Here is a 26,919-nt window from a genome sequence, read left to right as displayed (position 1 = left end):
TAAATTCTCAAAATGTAAAAAAAATTTTAAATATGGAACAAATCAAATGAGGGAAATGCGCAGGTGCACCGTGATAACGGCACTACTTAGGTTTTCCAGAAGCGATTATTTGAATGAAGTTGCGTGTTTATCCTTCGGTAGGTAGGGTACAGAAATTTGGATAAACACGCGTGAGAAAAGGTAAATAAGCGCCTCAGTCGTTCAAAACCGGCACGTAGTTTTTGTTCAGATAGTAAGTTGTGACTGCATGAAATTGAGTACAGATGACACGTTGTTGCAATTGGTGTTTTCCAAAATAACGGGTACGTCGGGCGTGTTGTTGTGAATCCAGCGGAGTAAATAGTGATGATTCATGCTGCCTGTACCTGAGGGTAAATCCCCTTCTTTATTGTGGTTATTAAGCACAAAGTCTTTACTGTGAAATGCGACAATCGCATCACCAAAAAGGTCGAAAGACTTGTCGAGTTCATCCTCTTGCTTTGCCATCATGATTTGTGGGTACAGATTTACCGGATCGTAAATCACTTTCACGTAAAGCGAGTTCACCTGCTTCAGCATTTCAGCCATTCGCTCTGCTGAATTGATGATGTGGTGGTAAGCGACCCCCTCTATGCCTACGTTCACCTGATACTTTTCTGCTGTCGCTGCCAGCCTGGATACCGATTCAACCAGTTCATCAAAGGCACGGCTGGTGAGATTGTCAGGGTGATGTGTACAATCTGCATTGCGGCTTCCGGTTTCCGTGCCCACGATATTGCAGCCGAAGGAAGCCGCCAGTTCCAGGTGTTTTTCAAACCAGCTTACCGAGGCTTCTCGGCTTGCCGGATCTGGGTGCACTGGGTTGATATAGCAACCGAGCACGCCAATTTGTAAACCTTTAGCGGCAAACGCATCGCGGGTTCTTTGGGCATAGGCTTTTGTTAATCGTGCCGGTTCTTCTTCAAGATAGGGAAACGATTTTAATGGCGCCAACTGCACGCAGGAAATGGGATATTGGCTAAGATCATCGGCAACTTGCTCTGGTGTGCCAGGGGCGAAATCGTGGGCGCGTACGCCTATATTCACACCTTTCATCGTTACAGCCCCAACATGGGTTTAAGGCGTTCAGCGACAATTTCTGCCGTCATCCGCGCACCAGTCTCACTGGTGTGGGTATGCGCATCACCGAAATAGCCATCGATTTCTTCATGAGGTTTCCCATCGTAAGCGCTAGCAACAAGCTCATGTAAATCAATAAAGCCAGACTGACTGCTGCGGGCTACACGCTCTGCCCACTGCGGGTAGCTATTTGTAGCGCGGGCAATGCGGAAGCCGTTTTCTTCCCATTTCTTACGAGGCACGGGTGAGCAGATCACGGTGATAACACCGCGAGCTTTTGCTTCACCCACCATCTTGCGAAGGTACCAGCCGTAGGAGTGCACGGTTTCCTGTTCGCCCGTCAGCATGTTGTCGATGGTTTCTTCTGCCATGCCCGTGCCGCGAATGGTGCCCCGTGCCCGCGAATCATCGTTCAGCGCACCGGCGTCGTTGTGCCCGAACTGCATCAGCAATATATCGCCGGGTTTCATCATATTCAGGGCCCGTTGCCAGTGGCCGCCGGTAATGAAAGTCCGACTGCTGAGTCCGCCCACGGCACGGTTCACGAAATTCACGTTTGCATTCGGCAGAAACTCATGAATAAAGTCGCCCCAGCCCCACTGTTCGTTACTTCCGTCTCCACGGCCATTGCGTACTGTTGAATCACCAATAGTGAATACACTGCGCAGTGACGGGTTTTGCACTACGGGCAGGTTCACAAAAGTCCAACCGTAGGCGTCCACGGCCTTGCCTTCGGCAGATAAATAATCGTCGGGCAGCGCAGGGCGCAGGCCTTTCATCGCAGCTACCACCTTTCGGGCATGAAGCTTCGCGCCTTCTGTATGAAAGTGGGTGTGATCTTTGGGATAGAGGGCAGCGGTCTTTTCCATGCCCAGTGCCTCCAGCTCATCGGCGGCAGCATTAGTCACATCGATAAACGGTGTATTCAGCTCCATCGCCAGTGAATGCATGAAGCCGCCATATTCACCGGAGCCCCGTTCGATACGCTCGCCTTTCCAGATGTTACGCACGGTGAGCGACAGCAACACAGGCACACCGCCTTTTTTGCGTACGTCACTAACCATTTGGCGAATATAGTGGCCGAAGGAATACACCCGTTCATCTTTATCGGTCAGCAGGTTATGAATGTCGCGGTATTCTTCTTCGGTGGTACGTATGGTGCCGCGGGCGCGGGAGTCGTCGTTAACCGGGCTGGCATCATTGTGGCCAAACTGGATAAGCACCACATCGCCGGGTTTGATATCGTCTACCAGTTTCTGCCACAGCCCTTCGGCGATAAACGTGCGGGTACTGCGGCCGCCACGGGCACGGTTGTCGATACGGACTTTGCTTTCATTAAAGAAGTCGCTGAACATAGCGCCCCAGCCCTGATGATCGGCATTCGTATAAGTGGCAGCGGTAGAATCTCCCGCAATAAAGATAGTGGCGGGTGAGAGTGTTTCGGCTTCTTTACTGTGCGCTGATGCGCTAAACATCATGATTGCTGACAACGAGAATAGAAAGTACGTAAGAAAACGAAAATGCTGTGATGAATTCATGGTTACTGACCTGTTCCTTGTTTAGCCGGTGCACGTAAATAGTGCGTCAGTGGCAACTGCTGGCGTTTGATTTCCTCAGAAACAAAACCGGCGAAGGTGAGTGCGCCCTGTTGGTTTGTGTGGGTTTTGTCTTTCTCTACAAAAAAGGTTTGCGCGTTTTTCTGGCCAAGCTTATTGGCCCAGTCATTGGTCACCGACATTAAATCGATGTATGGCACATCATTCTGCTTGGCGATTTCGGGAAGTTCGTTGCGTAGTACGAGGTTGCCGTAAATATGCTGTTCGGTTAATTCAATGCCGTGGTTTCTGATCATGGGGGAAATCAGCACCGGGTGCGCGCCTTTGCCAATAATGGTTTCTAGCAACCCATTCATGCGATTTACATAGACGTCTCTGGGGGTTTTCTTGTCATTGTGACCCAGCTGAATAAGCACCCAGTCATTTGGTTGGATCTGCCCCGCCATTTGCTGCCAAAGCACGCCATCTGGAACAGAAAACGCCTCAGTGCCTTCGCCGCTGTCGGCGTAGTTCACTACGGTTATGGTCGGGCCGAACCAGGCTGGTAGCATTTGTCCCCAGCCACTGTAGCGTTGTTCTTCAGGCTTCTGCCATTGGCGCGTCTGGTCGGCTACGGTGGAGTCGCCAATAATGAACAACGAACGGGTTTGTGCTTTCTTCGTTACATCAATGCCGGTGATTTCGCTGAGCGGTTGGGTCAGAGTTACATTAAGACCATCCACATTGGGCTCGTCGATATCCTGTATCGGTTGGCCCTCTGCATCGCGCACGTTCACTGCAAGATGAAGCACTGGTGTACTCTGCTCTGCAACTTCCGGTGCATACATCAGTCGACGACTTTCGGCATAAACAGATGAGAATTTACTGCTGGAGGTGATTGCTACACCATAGTTACCGGAACTCGCTGATAGCTGGCAGGAGAGAGGCTCACCGGTACAAACTTCCTGAAGTTGCGCCGGGGTAAAATGCGTGGTGTTGTCGCCGTATGCGTTAATCAGTTGCTGAAGCTCTGCCTCGGTCACCCCAAGCACACTACCATGGCGGGTGCCTGTGGGTAGATTCAAGCTGGGCGTCTTATCTTCCCAGGCTTTGAAATCCTTGGTGAACATGGCACCAAATTGATGATTCATGTAGGCATCGAAGTACACCATGTAGCCTTGTTCACCGTTAAGCGTGAACGGCAAGACGGTGGGGCCTTCCACCCATAATCCATCAGGCGAGAACGCTTTTGCATCCAGACTCCAGAAGCCGGAGATTGAATCGCTGAACGCGGCATGCAGTCTCTTCGCAGCCGGATATCGCGTTTCGTCTTTAACTAGCATGACATAGCCGTTATCTACCGGTGTGATTGTCGCATCAATGACGTTGAAGTCGGGTTGGTAGTAAAGCTCAGTGTCTGAGTATGCTTTGAAATCGGCGGTGCGGGTGGCGTAAATGCGGTGATCCCAGCCTTTATCCGCTTTCGCTTCGGTGTCTGGATAAGTGCCTGGAAGGGTAGTCGCCCAGAAAATCAGATAATTTTGCGCATCGTTGTCCCAGACGATTTCTGGCGCCCAAGCATTTCTTGCAGAAGGGTAATCCTGCATTACAGGTACAAACTGCTGGTCACTCCAATTTACTAAGTCCTGTGAGTGGGCTACACCAATGCCGTTATCCTGCCAACCTGATGTCCACACCATGTGAAATCCGTCCACGCCGCGAATAAGCGTGGGATCGCGCATAAGCTTTGTGCCTACGGTGGGGGGCAGCACCGATTCATCGTTATTCAGCGCAGTCCAGTTAAGGCCGTCTCGGCTGTAAGCCAGATGTAAGCCGTCTTCTCCGTTGCCGCGAAAAGAGGCAAACAGATAAGCGGGATAATCTACCTGTGCTTGAACGTCATGGTTTTCTTGCGTTTGCGAGCAACCAATAACAGTGGTGAGTACACTGACAGCGGTCAGGGTCTTGAACACCTTGATTAAAGAAAAGTCAGAACGCATAGATTTCACATCATGATTAATAATAAGTCGGTCAAATTCAATCACGCCTGTTCACATGTCGTAAATAACTATGAAAGATTAATTTCACATATGAACCGAGGGTTTTATTTTTCAGGTAGCGTAATGAAGGTGGGCGCATTTCTGTCGGTGGAAATTTTGCCGTCATTCATGATTAACTCCGTCACCTGAATACTGCTGCGACGTGACTCAACGTTATCTTTATTGGCGTTGTCTCCAATGCGGCCACCGTGGGTGAAATAGAACAAGTAGGCGCGACCGTTTTCCACAACTACGTCGGGATGGCCGCCATTGATGCCGTCATCCTTGCCGATACCCGGTTCGCCTAGCAGATATCCGGGTTGTTGTTGCCACTGCATGAGATCATCAGAACGGTATACCGCTAATCCCCGCCATGCGTCGACAATCAGCCACCAGTAACCCTGCCAGCGAAAGGCTACCGGGCCTTCGCCACGGCTGGCCAGGGCCGCTTTGCCTTTGTCTTGCCAATGAAACAAATCCTCACTATCAGCAAAATACACTGATTTACCGTCAGGTTCGTTGTTGTAGAACATGCGATAGCCACCTTCTGGTAGAGCAATCACATCGGCATCAATCACTTTCCCATTTGCCAGTGACAGCGTGGACTGATAATGCCACTCGAGCATATCTGAACTGGTCAGGTGGGCGATGGTGCGGGGATGTTTCCAGTCGCTAAATATGCCGGGCACAATGGTGAGGTACATGTGCCATTGCGTACCATCGAAAAATACATCCGGTGCCCAGTAGGTTATTTCATTCGGTGATGTTGTGGGATAGTGAATAACCGCATCCGTTTTGTATTTCCAGGTGACACCGCCGTCAGACGATTCTGCGATGCCAATGGGCGTGCCGTGCACCCACTCTACGCCATCTGGAGACTGCATATTGGCTCGTCGATTGGTGTAATACATAAACCAGGTTTTGGTTTGAGGGTTCCACATGACCGTGGGGTCGGCCGCGCCGTCGTATATAGGGTCACGATAAAGTGGTGTTGGTGCTGGCTGAGTATTTACCATTTGCTGCTGAGTGTTGCGGGTGTTAAAGCTACACGCGAAAAGCAGCGTAGCGGCAAGCAAAAGACTGAGCTTAATAAGATGGCGAGCAGGCATAGGTTCCTTGGTCATTTTGTTCTGTCCTATACGCGAGTGTAGAGTGAACGTGAAACTGCCAGCAAGTCGTTCAAATCGTCATCGTCGGTTAGTTTCAATTGTGAAATTCCGCTTATGCAGGCATACCGCCTTCCGGCATATTGCGCTTCGGCATTGATTGGCTCACAATGGCTCAAAAGCAGTGAATCATCTACATAACGAAAAGAACGCATGAGCGACGACATTATTATCAACCGGGACGGTATTGAGCAGCTGCCGATGCGCCGGTTTACCGAAGACGCCTACCTCAATTATTCCATGTACGTTATTATGGATCGGGCGCTACCACATATTTCTGATGGCTTAAAACCCGTTCAACGACGCATTATTTATGCGATGTCTGACCTGGGGTTATCGGCTACCGCCAAGTATAAAAAATCCGCCAGAACCGTGGGTGACGTATTGGGTAAATTCCACCCACACGGCGATTCCGCCTGTTACGAAGCCATGGTGCTGATGGCGCAGCCGTTTTCGTACCGCTATCCGCTGGTGGATGGACAGGGCAACTGGGGTGCACCGGATGATCCCAAGTCGTTCGCAGCCATGCGTTATACCGAAGCCCGTTTGTCACGCTTCAGTGAAGTGCTGCTTAGAGAATTGGGACAAGGCACCGTTGACTGGATACCTAACTTCGACGGTACACTGAACGAGCCAAAAAACCTGCCTGCGCGCTTGCCACACATTCTGCTTAACGGCGTAACTGGTATCGCAGTGGGTATGGCCACCGATATTCCGCCGCATAACGTGCGTGAAGTGGCAAATGCCTGCGCATTGCTGTTGGATAACAGCAAAGCCGAATTATCAGACCTACTTGAACATGTACAAGGCCCGGACTTCCCCACCGATGCCGAAATTATTACCCCTCGCAGTGATATTCGTAAACTGTACGAAACCGGTCGTGGCTCGGTAAAAATGCGTGCGGTATTCTTAGAAGAGAATGGCGACATCGTTATTACCGCATTGCCTCATCAGGCCTCTGGCGCGAAAGTGCTGGAACAAATAGCCGGTCAGATGCAGGCCAAAAAGCTGCCCATGGTGAGCGATTTGCGAGACGAATCGGACCATGAAAATCCTTGCCGATTGGTGATCACACCGCGCTCTAACCGGGTCGACACTGAACAGTTAATGCAGCACTTGTTTGCTACCACGGATCTGGAAAAGAGCTACCGGGTAAACCTGAACATGATAGGTCTGGATGGTCGTCCGCAGGTCAAAGATCTGCGTACGATTCTGTCCGAATGGCTGGTGTATCGAAAAGACACGGTTACTCGCCGTCTGCAATATCGCTTAGATAAAGTACTGGCCCGTTTACATATTCTTGAAGGTTTGATGATTGCCTTCCTGAATATCGACGAAGTGATTGAGATTATCCGTACCTTTGAAGATCCGAAGGCGGAACTCATGCGACGCTTCGAGCTTTCAGATAAACAAGCCGAAGCCATCCTCGAACTGAAACTACGTCACCTTGCCAAGCTGGAAGAGATGAAAATTCGTGGTGAGCAGGATGAGTTGGAAGAAGAGCGCAAGAAGCTGGAAACTCTGCTGGGTTCAGATCGTCGCCTGAAAACCCTTATCAAGAAAGAAATTCTTGAAGATGCCGAAAAGTACGGCGATGACCGCCGTTCTCCGCTGGTAGAGCGGGGCGAAGCCAAAGCACTGTCTGAAAAAGAACTTATTCCGTCTGAAGCGGTTACTGTGGTGCTGTCTGAAAAAGGCTGGGCGCGCTGTGCCAAAGGCCACGATGTGGACGCGGAAGGGCTTAGCTACAAATCGGGTGATGGCTATCTTGCCAGCGCCAAAGGCCGTAGCAACCAACCCGCGGTGTTCCTCGATACATCCGGGCGAACCTTCTCTTGCGATGCTCATGGTTTACCGTCTGCCCGAAGTCAAGGCGAACCGCTTACCGGGCGTTTCAGCGTAGTGGGTGGCGAGCAATTCACCGATGTGCTGATGGGGGATGAAGAACAGCGCTACCTGATTGCCTCTGACGCTGGTTACGGCTTTGTTGGCAAATTTGCTGATATGATCAGTAAAAACAAAGCGGGTAAGGCTTTCCTGAGTTTACCTACCGCCGCAAAAGTGATCACGCCGCAGCGGGTAAACTTGATTGAATCCGATTTCTGTTTGGCCATTTCAAACGAAGGCCGCATGCTGCTGTTTCCACTGCGCGACTTGCCGAGTTTGTCGAAGGGTAAGGGGAATAAGATTATCAATATTCCGTCTGCCAAGGCGAAAAGCCGTGAAGAATATGTGTGTGCACTCGCCGTAGTGCCAGAAGGCGCTTCTGTGAAAGTGGTGGCCGGTAAACGCAGTATGACGCTGTCGCCATCGGACCTCGAGCACTATCACGGTGAACGTGGACGTCGGGGTAATAAACTTCCACGGGGCTTACAGCGCGTTGATGAAGTGGTGGTTGAATTGCCTAAAGGCGCACAACCAGAAGAAAATCAGGAGTAGTATTTCTTAACCTGTGATGGAGAAACATACTGAATATCCGGCCCCTATGAGTTGTTGAACGCCAACATTCGGCTAAACTCAATTCAGACAGTTTTAAAAGGGTCTGAGTATGCTTGGGGTTGTTTTTACAACATTGATAGAAATGCTTGAAGAAAATGTGTCGCCGGAATTTGCCGATGAGGTAATCACCGAAGCTGAACTGGATAACGATGGTGCATATACCTCCGTGGGGTATTACCCGTTCAGTGAGATGCAGAAGATTCTTGGCGTGCTGGTGGCGAAAACCGGCAAGCCACCTGAAGAACTGCTTCACGGTTTCGGCTATTACCTGTTCGGCCGCTTAGCGCAGTCGCACGGGCAGGTGATGTCCGGAAGCAAGAATCTATTAGATGCACTGAGCGTGCTAGATAACGATATCCATGTTCAGGTGAGAAAGCTTTATCCTGATGCCGATTTACCTACATTCACTGTCGTTTCACGCACCGAGAATACCATGGTGTTGGAATACTACTCAGTGCGTGAGTTAGCGCCGTTGGCTGAAGGATTAATGGACGGTGCAGCGGAATACTTTGGTCAGAAAATACATCGGGTAACCACTAAATCGGATAAACCACACACCTACGAGTTTTTAATAACAGTGGAATGAAGACGTGTCTCAACGTGATGCAGAAAAGGAAATTGCAGCGCTACAGCGTCGCCTAAGCAGAGAAAAGGCCGCTCGAGGGCAGGCAGAAAGCCTCTTGAATGAAAAGAGTGAGGCACTTTTTGATGCGTTACAACAAAGCCAAGGTACGGAGAGTCGCTTACGGCTGGCTATGTGGGCCGCTCAGGAATCTTACTGGGAATGGAAGGCTGACTGCGACGAGATCACTATCCGCACCTTTTCATTGCGTTCTGCCCGTGAGTCAAAATGGCAAAGTAACCCCTTCGATTTACTGCAAAAAATTCACGATGAAGATTTAAGCCAACTCCAGTTGCAATGGGCAATTGTGCTGCACGGCGGTGAAGACCGTCTTGAGTTTTCGTTTCGGTTTCAACGCAAAAAACAGTTTATGTGGATGCGTTTGCGCGGGCGGGTTCTTGAACGAGATGAATTTGGTTCAGCGGTACATATCGTTGGCACAACCCGCGATATAACGAGCGAAAGGGAAGTTGAGCAAACCTTTCATCTGATGGCATCCGCCTTTGCCAGCTCGCGCGAACCCATGCTGGTACTTGCCAGCGACTACACCATAACCGAATGCAATGGTGCCTTTGTTGGCCTGCTGCGCGCAGGTGATAAGCAACGGCTTATCGGCACTTCGCTTCCCTCTATGCTGGTAGATTCTGCCCGGCATTTTGCCTCAGTTTCAGGTTCTCAAAGTCGTTTCGAGAGTATTTTGGTCACACCGGATGAGCGAGAAATTCCTGTGGATGTTTCGCTATCCCGATTTGAAAGTCAGTATCAAAAACGGCCCTATGTGATCGCAACCATCCGCGACATATCTGAACGTAAGTTTAATGAAAACCGTTTACGGCAGATGGCGATGCACGATGACCTCACAGGCCTTAATAATCGCAACGGCTTAACCGAGTCGTTGCAGCATATATTACAGGCAGAAAAAGCGTTCAGTTTGCTGTTTATCGATCTTGATGGTTTTAAGTTGGTAAACGATGGTGCTGGACACGAAGTGGGTGATGATTGCCTTCGTAGTGTGGCAAGGCTTCTCGAGAGGATTAGGCTCGAAGGCACTATCGTAACTCGTTGGGGCGGGGATGAATTTGTGGTTGTTTTGCCCACGTGCGGCGAAGACACGGCTATGGATATCAGCGAATATATTATCAGCGGCATCGAATCATTGCAGATCATGTCGACCAGTACTGAACTTCGATTGTCTGCCAGTGTGGGCATTGCCAGCTACCCGAATGATGGAGAAAGCATAGAGCGTCTAATACAAAATGCTGACGCAGCAATGTACCAGGCGAAAATGGCAGGTAAAGGGCGGGCCAATGTTTATCAGCAGGGCTTGTGGGAAAGCATGAAAGCCCAGGTGAGTTTACTGTCTGACTTGCGTAAGGCCATCGAGCAAGAGCGGCTGGATTTTTACGTGCAAGGAAAATACGACGTTAAAGGCGTACTGCAATCCGGTGAAATGTTGTGCCGCTGGCATTCTGCCATGCACGGCAATGTGTCGCCTGGCGTTTTTATCCCCTTGGCGGAGGCAAATCAGTTGGACTTTCAGATTGGCTTGATGGCGCTATCCCGCGCCTGCGATTATCTGGAAGTGATGGCAGAACATGGGCTTACCGTACCGCTGGCCGTAAACATAAGTGCAAGTCAATTACTCGATCCTTTGTTTCCTGCGGAAGCGTCTGAAATCTGCTTTAACCGGAATATTCCGCCCCGCTTAATTGAAATAGAACTAACCGAATCTATATTCATTCAAAATGAAGAGCGCGCTCTAGCTGCATTGAATGCCTTGCGACAAAGCGGCTTTTCACTCGCGCTGGACGACTTCGGCAGTGGGTTTTCTGCTTTGAGTTATCTCAAAATGTTCGATTTCGACACCGTAAAACTCGACAGAAGTCTGCTTAAAGATATTCACTACAACAAAAAGGCATTGGCGCTGTTTCAGGGAATCATAGCCATGTTGCAGCAACTGAATATACACACGGTCATTGAAGGGGTAGAGCTTGCTGAATATCTGCCCTTGCTTCGTGAGGCAAATGTGAACCTGCTGCAGGGATTTTATTTTGATAAGCCCGCGCAGTTCAGTGAGTTTATTTTGCGGCTTCCTATGCACCCCACCGTTGAATAATTGAAGGGCGAATAGAAAAACGGCGGCTATCCATTAGAAGGCTAGCCGCCGTTTTGTTTTTTACTGAGCTAAAAGCTACTACCTAAAGAGACAGACTTTTAACGGGCATTCGTGCTTTCAAATATTTTATCCGCTGACGCAGCGACAAACCCTTGGTACAGCTTCCCATCAGGCATAGCATAGCGCTGTGCAAACTCGTAGAAGCAGGAAGGGATCTGCAGGGTTTCATCACCCATTTTCACGTCGGCTTTGTCAGCCATGGTGGAGGACTGGGCCAGACACACATCCTCACCACCTTTAATCTCGCCACCAGACGTATTCAGTACAAAACCCGCTTCTTTCAGCAACGTGTTCACATCAACCAGTGACTGTGTCTGTTCCAGGTGGTTAACACTGACCGTGAAGTGATTGGCCTGAAAACCCCATGCCGCAAGCCAGGCTGCGTATTCTGATTCGTTCAGCAGGGTGTCGTAATCTTCCTTCGACAAGTCCCACTGTGGGCCTGAATACAGGAAGGTTTCGGCATTCACCAGCTCGCCGTCCATCTGCTCAACCAGACGGTTGATGATGTCCTGCGCCTGCTTCGATAATTCGCCTACCCGCAATTCACTGATAAAAACTTTTGGCTTTGTATCGTCCGGGTGTTCGAAGTGCTTGGCATCAAGTTTTTTAGCTTCAAAATCGTACTGGCCTTTTTCTTCGTAACCTAACGCCAGAAAATGCGCCGCCAACTTGTCGAGGCGGGTTTTATCAAGGTTAAAGGTACGAAAGGCGACGTGGTCGTTGACGATGTCGTCACCGTTTTCTTCGCCGACCAACAGCGCATGAATTTTATGCGCTGATGGTGTGATAGTGACATACTTATCCCAGAGGCGGGCAAACAACGTATCTACGTTAGTATGCATAGTCTGTGTCCTTGTTATTGGTTTACAGCGTCAGACCTGGGCTCAACGAGCCAGGCAGGGTCACTTTGTCCAGTTCTACAGACGCTACCGGGTAGGCGCAGTAGTCTGCAGCATAGTAAGCACTGGCACGATGGTTACCGCTTTCGCCCACACCACCAAATGGAGCAGCACTGCTTGCACCTGTAATTGGACGGTTCCAGTTAACAATACCGGCACGAATACGCTGGAAGAAATAGCGGTAATCTTCTTCGCTGTCGCCCAGGAAGCCTGCAGACAAACCGTAGCGGGTGTTGTTAGCCTCTTTAATGGCGGCGTCGAAGTCGCTATAACGAATCACTTTCAATAACGGACCAAAATGCTCTTCATCCGGCAGACTGGCAAGAATGCTGGTCACATCGATAATACCCGGCGTAGCAAAACCTTTATTTGCTTCCGGTTGCGTGAGTTCAAGCAACACATTGGCACCAAGATTGACCAGTTCAGCTTGCGCGTCGACCATCATTTTTGCTGCTTTGGCAGAGATCATTGCGCCCATGAATGGTTGATCTTCAGCGTCGTATTCACCCACTTTAATTTGTTTTGTCACATCAATCAGACGAGACAGAATAGCATCACCAGCGGCGCCTTCTGGCAGGAACAGACGACGAGAACAAGTACAACGTTGGCCTGAGGTGACAAAGGCTGACTGCACGATATCGTGCACCGCTGCATCGGTGTCGGCCACATCTTTAACGATAAGCGGGTTATTGCCGCCCATCTCCAGCGCCAGGATCTTACCGGGGTGACCGGCAAACTGTTCGTGCAAAATCTTACCGGTACGCGAGCTACCGGTGAAGAACAGACCGTCGATACCCGCATGCGTTGCCAGTGCTTTACCGGTTTCTACTTCACCTTGAACCAGGTTCAGTACGCCTGCTGGTAAACCGGCTTTTTCCCACAGTTGAACCATCAGTTCAGCAACGGCTGGAGTAAGGTCGCTAGGTTTAAATACGATGGTGTTACCCGCCATGAGCGCAGGCACAATGTGACCATTTGGCAGATGGCCAGGGAAGTTATAAGGGCCAAATACCGCGACTACACCGTGAGGCTTGTGGCGGATAAATGCCTGACCTACTGGCATTGGGTTTTCAACCGTACCGGTGCGGTCGTGATAGGCTTTCTCAGAAATACCGATCTTGCCGGTCATCGCGCCGACTTCGGTTGCTGTTTCCCACTCAGGCTTACCGGTTTCGCGGGCAATCAGCTTGGCTAATTCTAGCTTGTGTTCCGCCAGCAGTTCACCATATCTTTTAATGATAGTCAGGCGTTCTTCAAAACTGCGGAATGACCAGTCGGTCAGTGCGTTACGGGCGGCTTCGATGGCATTATCTACCTGCTCTGCCGTGGCTGCCTGACCTTCCCAGATAACCTGATCTTTGGCTGGATCGATTGATTTCAGAGCGTGGCCTAGTCCAGCGACCCACTCACCGTTAATAAAGTGCGTAGTTTGCATGAAATTGTCCTGTCGTTAGTCTCGAAAACTGACCGGTGCGAATCGCACCATGTCGCCTTCGTTTATATTAAGTGCCTTTGCAGCTAATCGTGAGATCACGGCGACACCGCGATCTTCGCTAACCGCCAAGTCGGTGGCAACGGCGCGAAAATCAGCTACAGAGGTATTGATGATATAGCAAGTTTGACCGCCCTGAGCTGCACCTTGATCATCGATGACAATCGGCAGTTTACGGCTCATCTGAGCGGTACGAATATGACTGAGGTTAGCTTCCACAGTGGGGCCAGCATCAAAAATATCCACGTAACCCCGGCAACTGAAACCTTCTTCTTCCAGCAGCATTAATGCAGGACGGGTTTTCTGATGAACCTGACCTATGACTGCCTGGGCTTCTTTGCTAAGTAAGTTAACGTAAATAGGATATTTAGGCATGAGTTCAGCAATAAAGCGTTTATTGCCAATGCCGGTAAGATAATCTGCGGTAGGGAAGTCCAGCGAGAAGAAATGCTCTTCGAGCCACGCCCAGAACGGCGATTTCCCTTCCTCGTCACTCACTCCACGCATTTCTGCAATGATGGTTTCTGAGAACCGCTCACGGTGCTCCATCATAAATAGAAAGCGAACTTTAGACAGAAAACGGCCGTTCACGCCGCCCCGAGCCTGCTCGCGCAGGAACAGGGTGCAGATTTCTGTCACACCGGTGTAGTCGTTACAAACAGAGAGAATATCCACCGTGTTGTGGATATTCAGTTCCCGGGAGGCGTGCACCACTTTACCCAAATGGTAGTGGTAGAACGCGTCATCCAGTCCAACCGCGGCTTCGATACCGGTGGTACCCACAACAGTACCGGTGACGGTATCTTCCATCACAAACAGATACGACTGATTGCCGGGCTGGGTAACTTGCTCGGAGAACGCTTTTTCAGCCCGCGCAATTTTTTTGCGCAGCAGCGTTTCGTTCACCGGCAAGGAGGTAAAACCAATACCGGATTCAACAGCGATGTTATTCAGCGCGTCGTAGTCGTTATTGTTGATTGGGCGAATGATATGCATAGTTGCTTACTCGCAAGCCTAAATTCAGGCGTTAACTACATTGGCAACTGCACGTTCGAAGCGCGCCATACCATCACGGATCTCTTCTTCTGTGATGATCAGTGAAGGCGCGAAACGTACCACGTTGGCACCAGCAACCAAACACATCAGTTTTTCGTTTGTGGCGGCAACCAGGAAGTCACGGGCACGACCTGCATAGTCTTGATTAAGGGCGGCACCTAACAGCAGACCTTTACCACGCACTTCAGAGAACACGTTATATTTGTCGTTGATTTCGCCCAGTAATTCGCGGAACAGATTCTCACGTTCAACCACACCGTTCAGTACTTCTGGGGTATTCACCACGTCGAGTGCGGCTTCTGCAACAGCACAGGCCAGCGGGTTACCGCCATAGGTACTTCCGTGAGTACCGGCTTTCAAATGCGCAGCAATTTCAGCCGTTGTCAGCATAGCGCCAATAGGGAAGCCGCCACCTAGCGATTTCGCCGTAGTGAGAATATCAGGGGTTACATTCAGACCCATGTAAGCGTAAAGCTGACCTGTACGGCCTACACCCGACTGTACTTCGTCAAAAATCAGCAGTGCATTGTGCTTGTCACACAATTCACGTACGCCTTTAACGAAGTCTGCATCAGGAGAGATGATGCCGCCTTCGCCCTGTAATGGCTCCATCATTACCGCACAGGTTTTTTCAGAAATCAGTTTTTCAAATGCTTCCAGATCATTGTAGTCACAGTGCAGAACCGCGCCTGGCTTAGGACCAAATCCATCCGAATACGCTGCCTGACCACCAACGGTTACGGTAAAGAACGTACGGCCGTGGAAGCCTTGGTTAAACGCAATGATTTCGTTCTTATCTTCACCAAATTTTTCCAACGCATAACGGCGAGCCAGTTTCAGTGCCGCTTCGTTGGATTCGGCGCCTGAGTTCGCGAAATAAACGCGCTCTGCAAATGTAGCGTCGGTAAGTTTCTTCGCCAAACGTAATGCGGGTTCGTTAGTGAAAACGTTAGACAGGTGCCAGAGTTTGTTGCCCTGTTCTGTTAATGCACCGACAAGAGCAGGGTGACAGTGGCCCAATACATTTACCGCAATGCCGCCTGCGAAATCGATGTATTCATTGCCTTCCTGATCCCACACGCGGGAGCCTTCACCACGTACCGGCACCATGTTGGCTGGGTTGTAGTTAGGGACCATGACCTCGTCGAAGGTTGCGCGAGTTACGTTCATTACTGTTACCTCTTTTATCGGGCATCCGCGGTGCAAACAAGCTTGTATGCCAATCAGTTCTGGATGCGAAAAGTACGAATTAGCTTATCAGTATGCCACTAATAAGACACTTTGTAACCTCGGCGGGTTCCGCTCAAGGCCTTATTTTTAGAGGGGTTTAGCTCATTTTGCATAAAAAGTGCATAAGCATGCAGAGGCTAAGCAGAAAGAGATGCAATTTGTTAACAAGCTAACAGAAACCGGCCGTGGTGAGCTTAGTATAGGTTGTGGATACGCACTGGCTTGAATGAATATCCACTAAAAAACTTTATATGCTGGAACGCTTTTGTCTAAAAAGTGCGCAGATTTGGACTAAAAAGGCACTATCAAATCTTATCTTCATCGATGAGAGGAAGCTGGAACAGCTCAGTCACCTTCAAAACATCTCGTTCGCTGCGAACAAAACCTGTTTTGTGCAGTGCCAGCGGAATTTCACTTTTCTCAAGGAATTTGCCCTGATGTAACATGCGGATAGAGGCGTAAGCCTGGGCTTTTTTCAGCAGTTCAGTCACGTCATGTGGGTGTTTATCTTGTTCGGCAATTTCAGTAAATGGCAGTGCGATTCGTAATCGCTTAAAACCCATGGCTGTGGTGAGCTTAGCCGTTAATGCTGGGGCGAGTTCTTCTTGCATTGCAATAAGATAATTGGCCGACGGTTGCGCCTTCTGCATCGCGGTGTGCAGTGGTGCGTTTCTGGCGATTTCAGCTTCTCTGAGCAGTGAAAGTTTTGCCTGCTCAAAGGCTTTGAAATAAAGCCGAGCAATAGTGCTGCGCCCGAGTTGGGAAAAGATACCGATGGTAAAAGCTTCGTGCGGCGACACGCCGTAATCGTCAGCTAACGCCCGCATGGATAAACCAATGGCTTCGCCATACTTTAAAAGCCGGGTTTTAATTTCCGGGTAAGGATCGGTGATTTTAGGCAGTGCTCGTTTTATTACCGATACCGGTATTAATAATCTGAGGTTCTCAATACCGATAAAACTCAATGCGGTGCGCATGGTTTCCACAGGAATGATTTTTCCTCGGGAATCCTTACGTCTGAATTTAGGCGTGTTAACAATAGCCATTAAGTCATCGTAAAGCCAAGGTAATGCACTGGCGTGTGACTCGATACGGGTTATGGATGTTGCGCGAACCGAGAGCACATCCAGCAAAGGTGCCACATCTTCACTTAAACCGAGAACCGATGAAAGTACGGTTTCTGCGTCTTCAATTTCGCCGCGAATAAGATCAAAAACGTGCTGGTGTACTTCTGCATTTACGCGGTCAATAAGGCTGGCTTCGGTTTTTTGCTGTAGCTGCTTATTCTCAATGGCAACTTTTTCAACATGCAGTAGCTGTCGTCTGGCATCACCCTGCTCCGACTGGGCAAAGGCAACCTCACCCGGACTTCTGCGGCCCATCATTTCAGATACACGAGCAGCGTCGATTAGCAGGTTATCAAACCGTTCAGATACAGGAGGGAGACTGTCGGAGTTTTCATTCACGGCAAGTAAGTTCCTACGGATATTTGACCAACTTTTGCTGTTCTCGGGTATTGGGTGTGAGAGCATGACAACAAACCTATAACTCTAATCGTACCCATTTATCGACCAATATAGCGTTTTTTTTTAGCTTTTTGAGCGATTTATGCAAGATAAATTATGAAGCTAGAGATAAAAAGCGTTGCAGCACTGCATGCCCATGTTCTGTCAGTAACGATTCAGGGTGAAACTGCACCCCCCAAACCGGAAGCGATTGATGACTTATGGCCATGATTTCTCGTTTTCCGCTTTGTCCCTCGCACCAGGCATCAACCTGTAATGTGTCAGGCAGTGTAGATGGTTCGATAACCAGAGAGTGGTAACGGGTTACTTCATAACCTTGGGGCAGTCCTTCAAACAGCCCGCCTTCACGATGATAAAGTGGTGAGGTTTTTCCGTGCCTGACTTTGTCTGCACGGGTTACTGTGCCGCCAAATACCTGACCGATAGATTGATGGCCTAAGCAAACACCGAGCATAGGAATTTTACCGGCAAAGTGTTTGATGGCTGCTAACGTAATACCGGCATCGTCTGGCGTGCAGGGACCCGGCGATAGCACAAGGTAATCTGGAGATATTGCTTCGATCTGAGCCAGTGTGATGGCGTCATTACGCACCACACTGACTTCCTGGCCCAGTTCCGTAAAGTAACGGGCCAGGTTGTGGGTAAAGGAATCGAAGTTATCAATTAATAACAACACTGGCTGATCCCGTATGTAAAAGGTGGCTTAGCGCGGACGCGGTAAAAAGCCGAGTGAGTTGTACACTTTATCCAGTGTAACTGCTGCACGGGCTGAGGCTTTCTCAGCGCCTTTTTTCATCACTTCATCAAGATAAGCGCGGTCTTCACGTAGCGTTTTAAAGCGAGTTTGCACAGGCTCAAGCAGTGAAACTACGGCTTCTGCGACATCGCCTTTGAGATGCCCGTACATCTTGTCTTCATATTCTGGTACCAACTCGTCGATAGAGCGCCCAGTCGCGAGAGACAGCAAAGTAAGTAGATTGGAAACACCTGGCTTTTCTTCGGTGTTGAAGTAAATGCGTGCCTGTTCATCAGAATCGGTAACAGCACTTTTAATTTTCTTGGTCAGTTTTTTCGGATCTTCCAGCAGACCGATAAAATTTTTCGGGTTGTCGTCCGACTTAGACATTTTCTTGGCCGGCTCCTGCAAGCTCATGATACGCGCACCGAACTTGGGGATAAAAGGTTCTGGAATGGCAAACATGTCACCGTAAATATTGTTCATACGGGTCGCCACGTCTCGGGCCAGTTCCAAATGCTGCTTCTGATCGTCGCCAACCGGTACCTGGTTCGCCTGGTACAGTAGGATATCGGCTGCCATGAGTGCAGGGTAGGTGAACAGGCCCGCATTGATGTTGGTGACGTTTTTGGCGGATTTATCTTTGAACTGCGTCATGCGATTTAATTCACCCATTTGGGTGTAGCAGTTTAAGATCCACGCCAACTGCGCATGTTCTGGTACGTGAGACTGAACGAACAACGTGCTTTTTTCAGGATCGATGCCGCAAGCAAGATACAGAGCAAGGCCATCTAAACATGCCTCACGCAGGGCTTCAGGTTCCTGGCGCACGGTAATCGCGTGCAAATCAACCAGCATATATAAGCACTCGTGGTCGTCCTGCATAGAAACCCACTGCTTGAGTGCGCCCATGTAGTTACCGATGGTAAGTTGGCCTGATGGCTGACAGCCGCTTAATACGATTGGTTTGTTGCTCATTTTATTACCTGTACCTGCTGTAATGCGTGTTAGTTGTTTTGCGCTGCTGCCAGTTCATCTCGCATGCGGTCAATAACAACTTTGTAATCGGGTTCGTTGAAAATGGCGGAACCGGCAACAAACATATCTGCTCCCGCTTCGGCAATGGCACGAATGTTATCGACTTTTACCCCACCGTCAATTTCAATTCGGATATTTTTGCCACTTTCTTCTATCCGCTGCTTTACTTGTCTGATTTTATCCAGGGTAGATGGAATGAATTTTTGCCCACCAAAACCTGGATTCACCGACATGATAAGAATGTGATGAAGTTTGTCTATAACATGATCGAGATAATGTAGCGGCGTAGCCGGGTTAAATACCAGGCCTGGTTCACAGCCTTTATCTATGATGAGCTGCAAAGAGCGGTCGATATGCTGCGACGCTTCTGGATGAAAGCTAATGTAGCTGGCACCGGCATCAGCAAACTTCTCAATAAGGTCATCTACTGGCGATACCATTAGATGTACGTCGATAGGGGCTGTGACACCGTGTTTACGCAACGCTTCACAGATCATCGGGCCAAATGAGAGGTTGGGCACATAGTGGTTGTCCATGACATCGAAATGCACAACGTCCGCGCCAGCAGCGAGCACTGCATCTACATCTTCGCCCAGTTTGGCAAAGTTCGCTGAAAGAATAGAAGGAGCAATGAGGAAGTTCTTCATGTTGATACCCTGTAAACGGTAGGAAGCGGTTTGAATGATACCGTGGGCCGATGCTGATGTCTTGTGGTGCATCGGTTTTCCCGCTGTATTGGCTATAACGTACGCCTATTTAAGTCAATTGACTTAGATTGCCCACAGTCAATTACCGAAGTTTTTGCCTGTTCTAATGCACATTCTGCGTCTATGCACCAATTTGGTGATTTTGCTTTTCCCTGGTGCGACCCATCTTGGTGCTAAAGATTTACACCGTCTTCACGTTCTCCGAAAATGTGAATTAAAATTCATTGATTTCAGTTGGTTATTCATTTTTTTGTCGAAAAAATCAGTTAGGCATCACTTTTGCCTATTACTGACAAGATTAAAAAGAACAATAAGACAGAATCTTAAGTTAAGTACACAATTATATAAATCCAACGGAGAACACATGAAAACTTCCATTCAAAAAACGTTACTGGCTGTTGCAGTATCTTCAGCTGCTTTATTAACTTCTGCGCCTTCTTTTGCAGAATTGAGTGCGAACGTAAGTGTAACAAACAACTACATCTGGCGTGGTCTTACACAAACCACTAACGATGCAGCTGTACAAGGTGGTATCGACTACGCCGACGAAAGTGGCTTTTACGCAGGCACTTGGGTATCTAACGTAAACTACGGTGCAGACGACGTTTACTCCTATGAGCACGATCTGTATTTCGGTTTTTCTGGTGAAGCTGAAGGCTTTACTTACGATGTAGGTTACCTGTACTACAACTACGATTCTGTTGCTGAATTCGATTTCGGTGAAATCTACGGTACTATCGGCTACGAAGGTTTCAGCGCGTCTCTGTACCTGCTGGCTAACACTGAAGCCGACGAAGGGGAAGGCCAAGACTTTGGTTTTGCGCAGGCTTCTTACCTCTCTCTTGACTATGCAATGCCTGTAGCAAGCGGTGCTGAGCTGGGTCTGCACGTAGGTTATCACCAAGGTGACTTCGCTGAAGCATTCAACGGTGTTCCAGATGGTTACGCTGACTGGGCAGTATCTATCGCGAAAGACGGTTTCAGCTTTGCAATCACTGGTACTGACCTGGATGACACCGGTGCAGATGCCTTTGACAACGATTCAATCAAATTCGTTGTTGCTTACGGCGTAGACTTCGAGCTGTAAGTCTCACCGAAAATATTTCTAACGTTGAGTGTGAAAACCCGGAGCTTCGGCTTCGGGTTTTTTATATTAAGCTGGTTTAACAAATACAAAGTACAGCTTGTTAGATTGCTGTTTATGATTATAATAAGGTTACTTTTTAGCCGACGGTGATGGTCATGGAACAGAACAAACCGATTCAATCAAAGCGTCCCTGCGCGAAAAAGCCACTTGGTGCTTTTATCGGCGCAGCCATAATGCTTTCGGCTGCATATTTTAACCCTCCTTCAGTATCGCAAGTCGTTTGCGACTTGGGTACAGAAAGCGCTACTAACTACCAAATGCAGCCTTCTGCTGCGACTAACCCTGCGTCTCAATGTTCAGCATTGCTCGCGCCAGAAATTAGTTGGTTAGAATGGGCGGTGGGTAAATCCTCTTCTTATCAATTACACTTCTTTGATTTGCTCGAATTGCTATACGGTAATTCGGAAAGCAATTTCTCGTCGTCTAAAGGGCAGTAATCCACTATATGGATGAAAAACCTCGTTCTCCAGGCATTGGAGGGATGCTGCTAAGCGTACTCGCCAGCGCGTTTGGTGTGCAGAGTCAGCAAAATTATGAACGCGACTTCAATGGCGGAAAACTCACCGGGTACATCGTTATTGGCGTGTTGTTTGTTTGCCTACTCATTGCTGCATTGGCAGGCTTGGTCAATTTTATTTTGAATTAGTGGTTCTAAACGCAGGTTTGCGCTTTCGCTTTCTTGGCTTAGGTGGCGGGAGGTCTGGATTCGGCGCAAAAAATGCCAGCAACTCTGAAGCCGGTTTTCTGGTTGCCCCATTCTGACTAATCGAACGTTTCACTGACAATTCAGAAATGTCTGCATTCGCGTAAAGATTGCGCGTTAACGGCAAATCATGATTAGAAATCAGCACTGGTATTCCGCGCTTGTACGACGCCCTGATAGAGAGTGTGGCCAATTGGTGCTGACTTTCCAGACCAAAGCTTTTGGCTGCATAGCTGGTGAAAGCGGCTGTTTTGCTTAACGGTGCATAGGGTGGGTCGCAGTAAATTACGTTGCCACGGCGCGCACGGCTAAACACCTTCTCGAAGGGCAGACAAGTAAACACCGCCTTTTGCGAACGCTCTGAAAAATACAGCATTTCCTCTTCTGGAAAGTACGGCTTTTTATAGCGGCCGAAAGGAACGTTAAAGTTCCCCGCTAAACTGTATCGACACAAACCGTTGTAGCCATGTCTGTTCAGATATAAAAAGAGTATTGCCCGATAATATTCATCGCTGGTGTCGTTAAACTCTTTGCGCAAAGCGTAGTAGGTTTCTTCATTATTATGAGCATCGGTGAAGAATCGCGACGCATCATGAATCACGGCATCAGGCTGTGATTTCAGAAAGTTATACAGGTTAATCAGATCAGGATTAATGTCATTCAGCAGATAGCGCTTAAAGTCGGTGTTCAGAAATACAGAACCCGCCCCGACAAAAGGCTCGATGAGTCTGTTGCCCGAAGGGAGTTTGGCATTGATGTTTTCTACCAGGCTGTATTTTCCGCCGGCCCACTTCAAAAAGGCCCGGTTCTTTTTTTGCATCATGCTGTCTGAAAATTACCCACGCGCACACCACGTTTTTAACGTGTTATAGGATGTTATTAGAAATTTGGTCTGAGTTATCGCGGTCTGAACAGCGGAAACAAAGAACCAATGATGATTGTATCTGTCATCATCGATCCCGACAACCTGGAATGTAACAACCGCTGCATTTAACAGCGAATAGGGTTAAGAAAGCGGCTATTTAATCAGTTTTAGCGAAGAAGCTAAGTGTGGCGATTTGCTGCCAAGAAACGGTCTAGCACATTTGCAAATGCCTGCCGTTCCTTTTGTGACAATGGGGGCGGCCCGGACGTTTGGACGCCACTTGCTCGCATCGTATCCATGAAGTCGCGAATATTGAGTCGCGACCTGATGTTCTCACGGGTGAGTTGTTCACCTCGAGGAGTAACCACTTCAGCACCTTTTGCGATAACCTCATCGGCAAGGGGGATGTCTGAGGTGACAACCAGATCTCCGGCACCGACACGTTGAACAATCTCGTTATCGGCGATATCAAAGCCTTTTTCAACCTGAAGACGCTTAAGCCAGGGGGAAGGAGGAACTTTGATACCGTGATTAGCCACAAAGGTGGCCGTTGTCTGGGTGCGCGGCGCGGCCTTAAACAGAATTTCTTTAATTGCTACCGGACATGCGTCGGCGTCTACCCAAATCGCTACTGCCATTAAGGAAAAACCTTTTCTATTTCTTCAATTACGTTTCTACCGCGCTTGATGAATATCTTTTCGCTACCCTGAAATGCCGGGATGGACTTAATGGCTGCATTGGCTTCAGAAAAAGTACTGAACCTGTCATTAAACAGCACAACAAACCAGTTCCCACCGTAACGGTTGGTGCGATAAATCCAGATAAAGCTTTCCATTGAATTGTCTTCAATGAACTCCTGCATCAGCGCTTCATCTTTTAAGCCAGCAAGCTGAATGATGTAGTCGTCTGGGTTAATGTTATTTACTAACTCCCAGTTATCATAATTAGGGCTACTCGCTGCGATGCTCTTCATTGAACTATCGCGGGATTGAATAACTTCACGAGTGGGCTCGTTGCGCGCTTCTTCCTGGGTTTGAGTAACAGGGGGTTGTGTAACGATAGGTTGCGCGGGTTCTGTCTTAGCTACCTGCACGGGCTCCGGTTGTGACGGCGTTATCGCTGGCGTCTCTAAATCAGCCTCTTCAGGGCTTGGCTCTGCATCCGCTAATTCCGCTGCATTAGGCGCTTCTGCTACTGGTTCCTCTGCTGGCACTTCTTCAACAGGGGCTTCGACAACCGGCTCTCTGTATGAATTCGTCTGCCCAGACAGCGCAGCGGCGACGGCGGCTCGTGATTCAGAGTTTCGACGACTCAAAGGCAGCTCTTCTATTTGAGAGGCTGTGAATTGTTCACGAGGTTCGCGACTTCCCGATGTAGACGCGGATGTACCGTTTGATGTGCTGTTATTCGTTCCGGTAATCAAATTGTCGAAACCTGAAGCGGCCATCGGTTCTTCGGGAACCGTGCTGGTTGCTCGGGTTTGTGCATTGTTTACCACGTCTTTATCATCGACGTTACCTGAGCGAGCTTCTGGATCGGCGCTAACATCTTCAATAAAGCTCAGCAGGTCTTCACTTTCTGTTTCTGCAGACTCAGCTGGCTGTGCGCTGTCGTTGTCATCAATAGACGCTACTGCATCGTCCCAGGAAACCACAGGCTGATCAGAAGCGGGTGTTCCCTCTGCTTCTTCATTGGCTAATTCGTTAAATGCAGAGCCTGGTTTAACCGCGGTAGTATACGGTGGTCGATTCTGGTCAATCGGCGAAAATAGGGCGTCAATATCGTCTCTGTATTGCCAGTAAACGATTGCAATGAAAATGGATAAAAGTAACAGGATCATCAGTGTGATAAATAACGGCTTTTTAAGCAGACTTGTACTCTGCGTTTCCATGTATCCATCGTAGCCATCCCGTTTAGCTACATGCTCGTGAAAAGCCTTACGTCGGTTCTCAATCATCTTATCTAACTCTGAGCCAGGTTGTTGAGTTGCCACTGATTGACTACTTATAAGCAGAGGCGTATCTGTGTTTTTCGCTGGCAGCCATTTCTTAGCGCGTTCCGCCCATGAAGACTCACCAAACAATAATACGTTAAGGTGCTGCTTGTTACCTGCAAAGCGACTTTGAAGCACAAGATCCCATAACTCCTGCAAGAGGGAGTCAGGAATATACTCGGCTTGGGTGATAGTGATTAGAATTGGCCCAACGTGTTCATTGAGACCAGCCAGTAACTCGTTCAGAGGCCTGGTGTAACTACCAACCAGCGTGCCAAGAAGCTGTCTGCACAACTGTCTGCGGTAGTCGGCGAGTTCCATAATGGGATCTGCGGTGACATACGCAATTTCAGTTTCGTCATGTTGCTGGAATACAAATGATTCCAGCGTTTTCTTCTGCTGCGCGGCAGAGTCGCCACTGACAAAAATGAGTTGTGAAGAATAGTTGACCAGATATTCCAGTCGTTCATGCAATTCAGATTGCACTTTTATGCCCTCAGCTGATTACAAGTGTGCGCACTTAACGACACGGAAACAAATTGGAATAGTTTCGATAATGCCGTCAGCTTAGCTGAGAATGTCGGTTAGAATCTCATCGCTGACGTCTTTCGTCACTACAGCGTGGCCAATACCCTGGGGAATGACAAAGCGAATATTCCCCGCCTCGACTTTTTTATCCCGACGCATATGTTTCATATACGCGTCTTTGTCCATGGTGTCAGGACCATCGACAGGTAAGTCAAATGCAGAAAACAATGCAGTGACCTGTCGGCTTTCTGACGCATCCATCCAGTTAAGTGCTTGTGCAGCTTTGCACGCAATTACTGTACCAGCCGCTACTGCTTCACCGTGTAACCAATTTCCGTATCCCTGTTCTGCTTCGATGGCGTGACCGAACGTATGACCTAGATTGAGTATGGCACGTAATCCGCCTTCTCGCTCGTCCTTAGCCACCACGTCGGCTTTAATCTCGCAACAGCGAAAAATAGCTTCGCTCAGGGTTTTTGTTTCCAGTGTTTTAAGCTTATCGGCATGATCCTCCAACCACTTGAAGAATTTTTTATCATAAATGATGCCGTACTTAATCACTTCCGCCATGCCGGCAGCAAATTCTCTGGCTGGCAGGGTAGCCTGGGTGTCAGTATCAATAGCAACAAAAACAGGCTGATAGAATGCACCAATCATGTTTTTGCCAAGAGGGTGGTTAACCGCTGTTTTCCCGCCAACGGAGGAATCAACCTGAGACAGCAGGGTAGTGGGCACCTGAATGAACGGCACACCACGCTGGTATGAGGCCGCTGCAAAACCACATAAATCACCAATTACACCGCCGCCCAAAGCAATGAGGGTAGTATCGCGGGCAGCATTCATTTCCAGCAGGCGGGTCATGATAACGCCGAACTGTTCTAGAGATTTATGCTTTTCGCCATCGGGGATGATGATGGTTTCAATTTGCACATCGCCGCAGGCCGCTTTGGCTTTATCAAGATAGAGCGGTGCAACCACGTCATTGGTGACAATAACGGCAAGTGGGCCTTTGATGTAGGGAGAGAGAACGGCAGGTTTAGAAAGTAAACCTGCTTCTATATGAATGGGGTAGCTACGATCTCCGAGCTCTACAGTTAACATCGACATCACGCAGCTCCCTATTTTTCACAGATAGATTTTATAGTCCGATTTTACTGATAATCTGATTCGCAACGGCGCGAGCAGATTGATCATCGGTATCAACAATATAGTCAGCAACCTCTTCGTACAGAGGGTTGCGCTCATCCGCCAGATTACGCAGGATTTGCTCAGGATCACCTTTTTGCAGTAAAGGACGACGTTTGTCGCGCTGAGTCCGAGCTACTTGTTTGTCGATGGTGGTTTGCAGATAAACTACAATACCCCGTGCAGATAAACGGTTACGTACAGCTTTGTTCGTTACAGAGCCACCGCCCGTCGCCAACACGATACCTTGTTTGTCCGTAAGATCGTTTATGACGTTTTCTTCGCGCTTGCGGAAACCTTCTTCACCTTCCAGGTCAAAAATCCATGTGATATCTGCACCAGTGCGGCGCTCGATTTCCTGGTCGGAGTCAAAAAAATCTAGGTGAAGTTCGTCTGCAAGGTGTCTGCCGATGGTGCTTTTACCAGCACCCATGGGGCCAATTAAAAAGATATTACGTTTTTCAGCCATATTTGCTTATATCACAACTTTTATTCTGTTTGGGGCAGCGGTATTACCTGCCATGCTACCCATTCACTTGTACCCGTTCACTTCGCCAACAGATACAACTCTTGAACCTCGCTTTAATTTCGAGAGCGGGATTATCTCAGTTTACGGCGTCGGGATGCAAGTTTTGTTGCACTTTTAATCGATAGACTTTGAAATCAGCGCGTTAGC

At 48.8% G+C, this 26,919-nt stretch carries 23 protein-coding genes; 6 read left to right on the top strand and 17 right to left on the bottom strand.

All coding sequences use genetic code 11. The annotated features are described in order from the left end of the window. Positions 1–225: 225 nt before the first annotated feature. Genes ACXAGX_RS01500 through ACXAGX_RS01485 form a run of 4 tightly spaced genes read right to left on the bottom strand, consistent with a single transcriptional unit; the run spans position 226 to position 5,796 of the window. A complete protein-coding gene (locus ACXAGX_RS01500) occupies positions 226–1,074 on the bottom strand; it encodes a sugar phosphate isomerase/epimerase family protein (RefSeq protein ID WP_474836090.1) in 849 nt (282 codons plus the stop codon). A gap of 2 nt (positions 1,075–1,076) precedes the next feature. Beyond that, positions 1,077–2,636, bottom strand: coding sequence for a rhamnogalacturonan acetylesterase (locus ACXAGX_RS01495; RefSeq protein WP_474836088.1), 1,560 nt, complete (start codon positions 2,634–2,636; stop codon positions 1,077–1,079). A gap of 2 nt (positions 2,637–2,638) precedes the next feature. Then, positions 2,639–4,678: a GDSL-type esterase/lipase family protein gene (locus ACXAGX_RS01490; RefSeq protein ID WP_474836086.1), complete on the bottom strand. Its 2,040-nt coding sequence runs from the start codon at positions 4,676–4,678 to the stop codon at positions 2,639–2,641. A 59-nt stretch (positions 4,679–4,737) separates the two neighbouring features. After that, positions 4,738–5,796: a hypothetical protein gene (locus ACXAGX_RS01485; protein WP_474836084.1), complete on the bottom strand. Its 1,059-nt coding sequence runs from the start codon at positions 5,794–5,796 to the stop codon at positions 4,738–4,740. Between the two features lie 195 nt (positions 5,797–5,991). Between ACXAGX_RS01485 and parC the strand changes: the two genes are divergently transcribed. The 3 genes from parC (at position 5,992) to ACXAGX_RS01470 (ending at position 11,075) form a co-directional block, all read left to right on the top strand. Continuing rightward, the gene (parC, locus tag ACXAGX_RS01480; protein ID WP_474836082.1) at positions 5,992–8,277 is read left to right on the top strand and encodes a DNA topoisomerase IV subunit A; all 2,286 of its coding nucleotides are present in this window, start codon (positions 5,992–5,994) and stop codon (positions 8,275–8,277) included. A 109-nt stretch (positions 8,278–8,386) separates the two neighbouring features. Next, entirely contained in the window at positions 8,387–8,923 is a 537-nt protein-coding gene (locus ACXAGX_RS01475) for a heme NO-binding domain-containing protein (RefSeq protein ID WP_474822305.1), read from the top strand. Positions 8,924–8,927: 4 nt separating this feature from the next. Continuing rightward, complete coding sequence (locus ACXAGX_RS01470) at positions 8,928–11,075, top strand: putative bifunctional diguanylate cyclase/phosphodiesterase (protein ID WP_474836080.1); 2,148 nt, start codon at positions 8,928–8,930, stop codon at positions 11,073–11,075. A 98-nt stretch (positions 11,076–11,173) separates the two neighbouring features. Here the strand turns inward: ACXAGX_RS01470 and ACXAGX_RS01465 are convergent, their stop codons facing one another. The 8 genes from ACXAGX_RS01465 to rpe form a co-directional block, all read right to left on the bottom strand. Next, on the bottom strand, positions 11,174–11,980 hold the full coding sequence (locus ACXAGX_RS01465) for a 2-oxoadipate dioxygenase/decarboxylase family protein (RefSeq protein ID WP_474836078.1): 807 nt from the start codon (positions 11,978–11,980) through the stop codon (positions 11,174–11,176). 22 nt (positions 11,981–12,002) lie between these two features. Continuing rightward, on the bottom strand, positions 12,003–13,472 hold the full coding sequence (gene astD / locus ACXAGX_RS01460) for a succinylglutamate-semialdehyde dehydrogenase (protein ID WP_474836076.1): 1,470 nt from the start codon (positions 13,470–13,472) through the stop codon (positions 12,003–12,005). A 15-nt stretch (positions 13,473–13,487) separates the two neighbouring features. Then, the gene (gene astA, locus ACXAGX_RS01455) at positions 13,488–14,525 is read right to left on the bottom strand and encodes an arginine N-succinyltransferase (protein ID WP_070126506.1); all 1,038 of its coding nucleotides are present in this window, start codon (positions 14,523–14,525) and stop codon (positions 13,488–13,490) included. A 24-nt stretch (positions 14,526–14,549) separates the two neighbouring features. Then, positions 14,550–15,755, bottom strand: a complete 1,206-nt coding sequence (locus ACXAGX_RS01450; RefSeq protein ID WP_474822291.1) for an aspartate aminotransferase family protein — start codon at positions 15,753–15,755, stop codon at positions 14,550–14,552. Between the two features lie 365 nt (positions 15,756–16,120). Further along, positions 16,121–17,281, bottom strand: coding sequence for an HDOD domain-containing protein (locus ACXAGX_RS01445; protein WP_474836074.1), 1,161 nt, complete (start codon positions 17,279–17,281; stop codon positions 16,121–16,123). Between the two features lie 154 nt (positions 17,282–17,435). Further along, positions 17,436–18,017 (bottom strand): anthranilate synthase component II, encoded by a 582-nt coding sequence (locus ACXAGX_RS01440; RefSeq protein WP_474836072.1) that lies wholly within the window; start codon positions 18,015–18,017, stop codon positions 17,436–17,438. A gap of 27 nt (positions 18,018–18,044) precedes the next feature. Further along, a complete protein-coding gene (gene trpS / locus ACXAGX_RS01435) occupies positions 18,045–19,055 on the bottom strand; it encodes a tryptophan--tRNA ligase (protein WP_070126510.1) in 1,011 nt (336 codons plus the stop codon). Between the two features lie 29 nt (positions 19,056–19,084). Next, positions 19,085–19,762 carry a ribulose-phosphate 3-epimerase gene (gene rpe, locus ACXAGX_RS01430; RefSeq protein WP_474822484.1) on the bottom strand — a complete coding sequence of 226 codons (678 nt, stop codon included), beginning with the start codon at positions 19,760–19,762 and terminating at the stop codon, positions 19,085–19,087. A gap of 424 nt (positions 19,763–20,186) precedes the next feature. On the opposite strand from rpe, the gene ACXAGX_RS01425 reads away from it, so the two are divergent. The 3 genes from ACXAGX_RS01425 to ACXAGX_RS01415 all read left to right on the top strand — a co-directional run bounded on the left by ACXAGX_RS01425 (position 20,187) and on the right by ACXAGX_RS01415 (position 21,615). Continuing rightward, complete coding sequence (locus ACXAGX_RS01425; protein WP_474822278.1) at positions 20,187–20,909, top strand: TorF family putative porin; 723 nt, start codon at positions 20,187–20,189, stop codon at positions 20,907–20,909. 155 nt (positions 20,910–21,064) lie between these two features. Continuing rightward, positions 21,065–21,406, top strand: coding sequence for a hypothetical protein (locus ACXAGX_RS01420; RefSeq protein WP_474836070.1), 342 nt, complete (start codon positions 21,065–21,067; stop codon positions 21,404–21,406). 8 nt (positions 21,407–21,414) lie between these two features. After that, positions 21,415–21,615, top strand: coding sequence for a DUF2970 domain-containing protein (locus ACXAGX_RS01415; RefSeq protein ID WP_070126513.1), 201 nt, complete (start codon positions 21,415–21,417; stop codon positions 21,613–21,615). Here the strand turns inward: ACXAGX_RS01415 and ACXAGX_RS01410 are convergent. The 5 genes from ACXAGX_RS01410 to aroK form a co-directional block, all read right to left on the bottom strand. Continuing rightward, positions 21,602–22,495, bottom strand: coding sequence for a Dam family site-specific DNA-(adenine-N6)-methyltransferase (locus ACXAGX_RS01410; RefSeq protein ID WP_474822268.1), 894 nt, complete (start codon positions 22,493–22,495; stop codon positions 21,602–21,604). The genes ACXAGX_RS01415 and ACXAGX_RS01410 overlap by 14 nt on opposite strands. 221 nt (positions 22,496–22,716) lie before the next feature. After that, on the bottom strand, positions 22,717–23,175 hold the full coding sequence (locus ACXAGX_RS01405; RefSeq protein ID WP_474836068.1) for a YaiI/YqxD family protein: 459 nt from the start codon (positions 23,173–23,175) through the stop codon (positions 22,717–22,719). Further along, a complete protein-coding gene (locus ACXAGX_RS01400) occupies positions 23,175–25,016 on the bottom strand; it encodes an SPOR domain-containing protein (protein ID WP_474822261.1) in 1,842 nt (613 codons plus the stop codon). Before ACXAGX_RS01400 ends, ACXAGX_RS01405 begins: the two co-directional genes overlap by 1 nt. An 81-nt stretch (positions 25,017–25,097) precedes the next feature. After that, positions 25,098–26,165, bottom strand: a complete 1,068-nt coding sequence (gene aroB / locus ACXAGX_RS01395; protein ID WP_474822257.1) for a 3-dehydroquinate synthase — start codon at positions 26,163–26,165, stop codon at positions 25,098–25,100. A 31-nt stretch (positions 26,166–26,196) separates the two neighbouring features. Then, complete coding sequence (gene aroK / locus ACXAGX_RS01390) at positions 26,197–26,712, bottom strand: shikimate kinase AroK (protein ID WP_070126518.1); 516 nt, start codon at positions 26,710–26,712, stop codon at positions 26,197–26,199. Positions 26,713–26,919: the final 207 nt, after the last annotated feature.

The organism is Alteromonas sp. ABV4_515 (genome assembly GCF_056160345.1).
The sequence above is the reverse complement of the archived record's forward strand: the minus strand, read 5'-3'. Positions and strand labels throughout refer to the sequence as shown.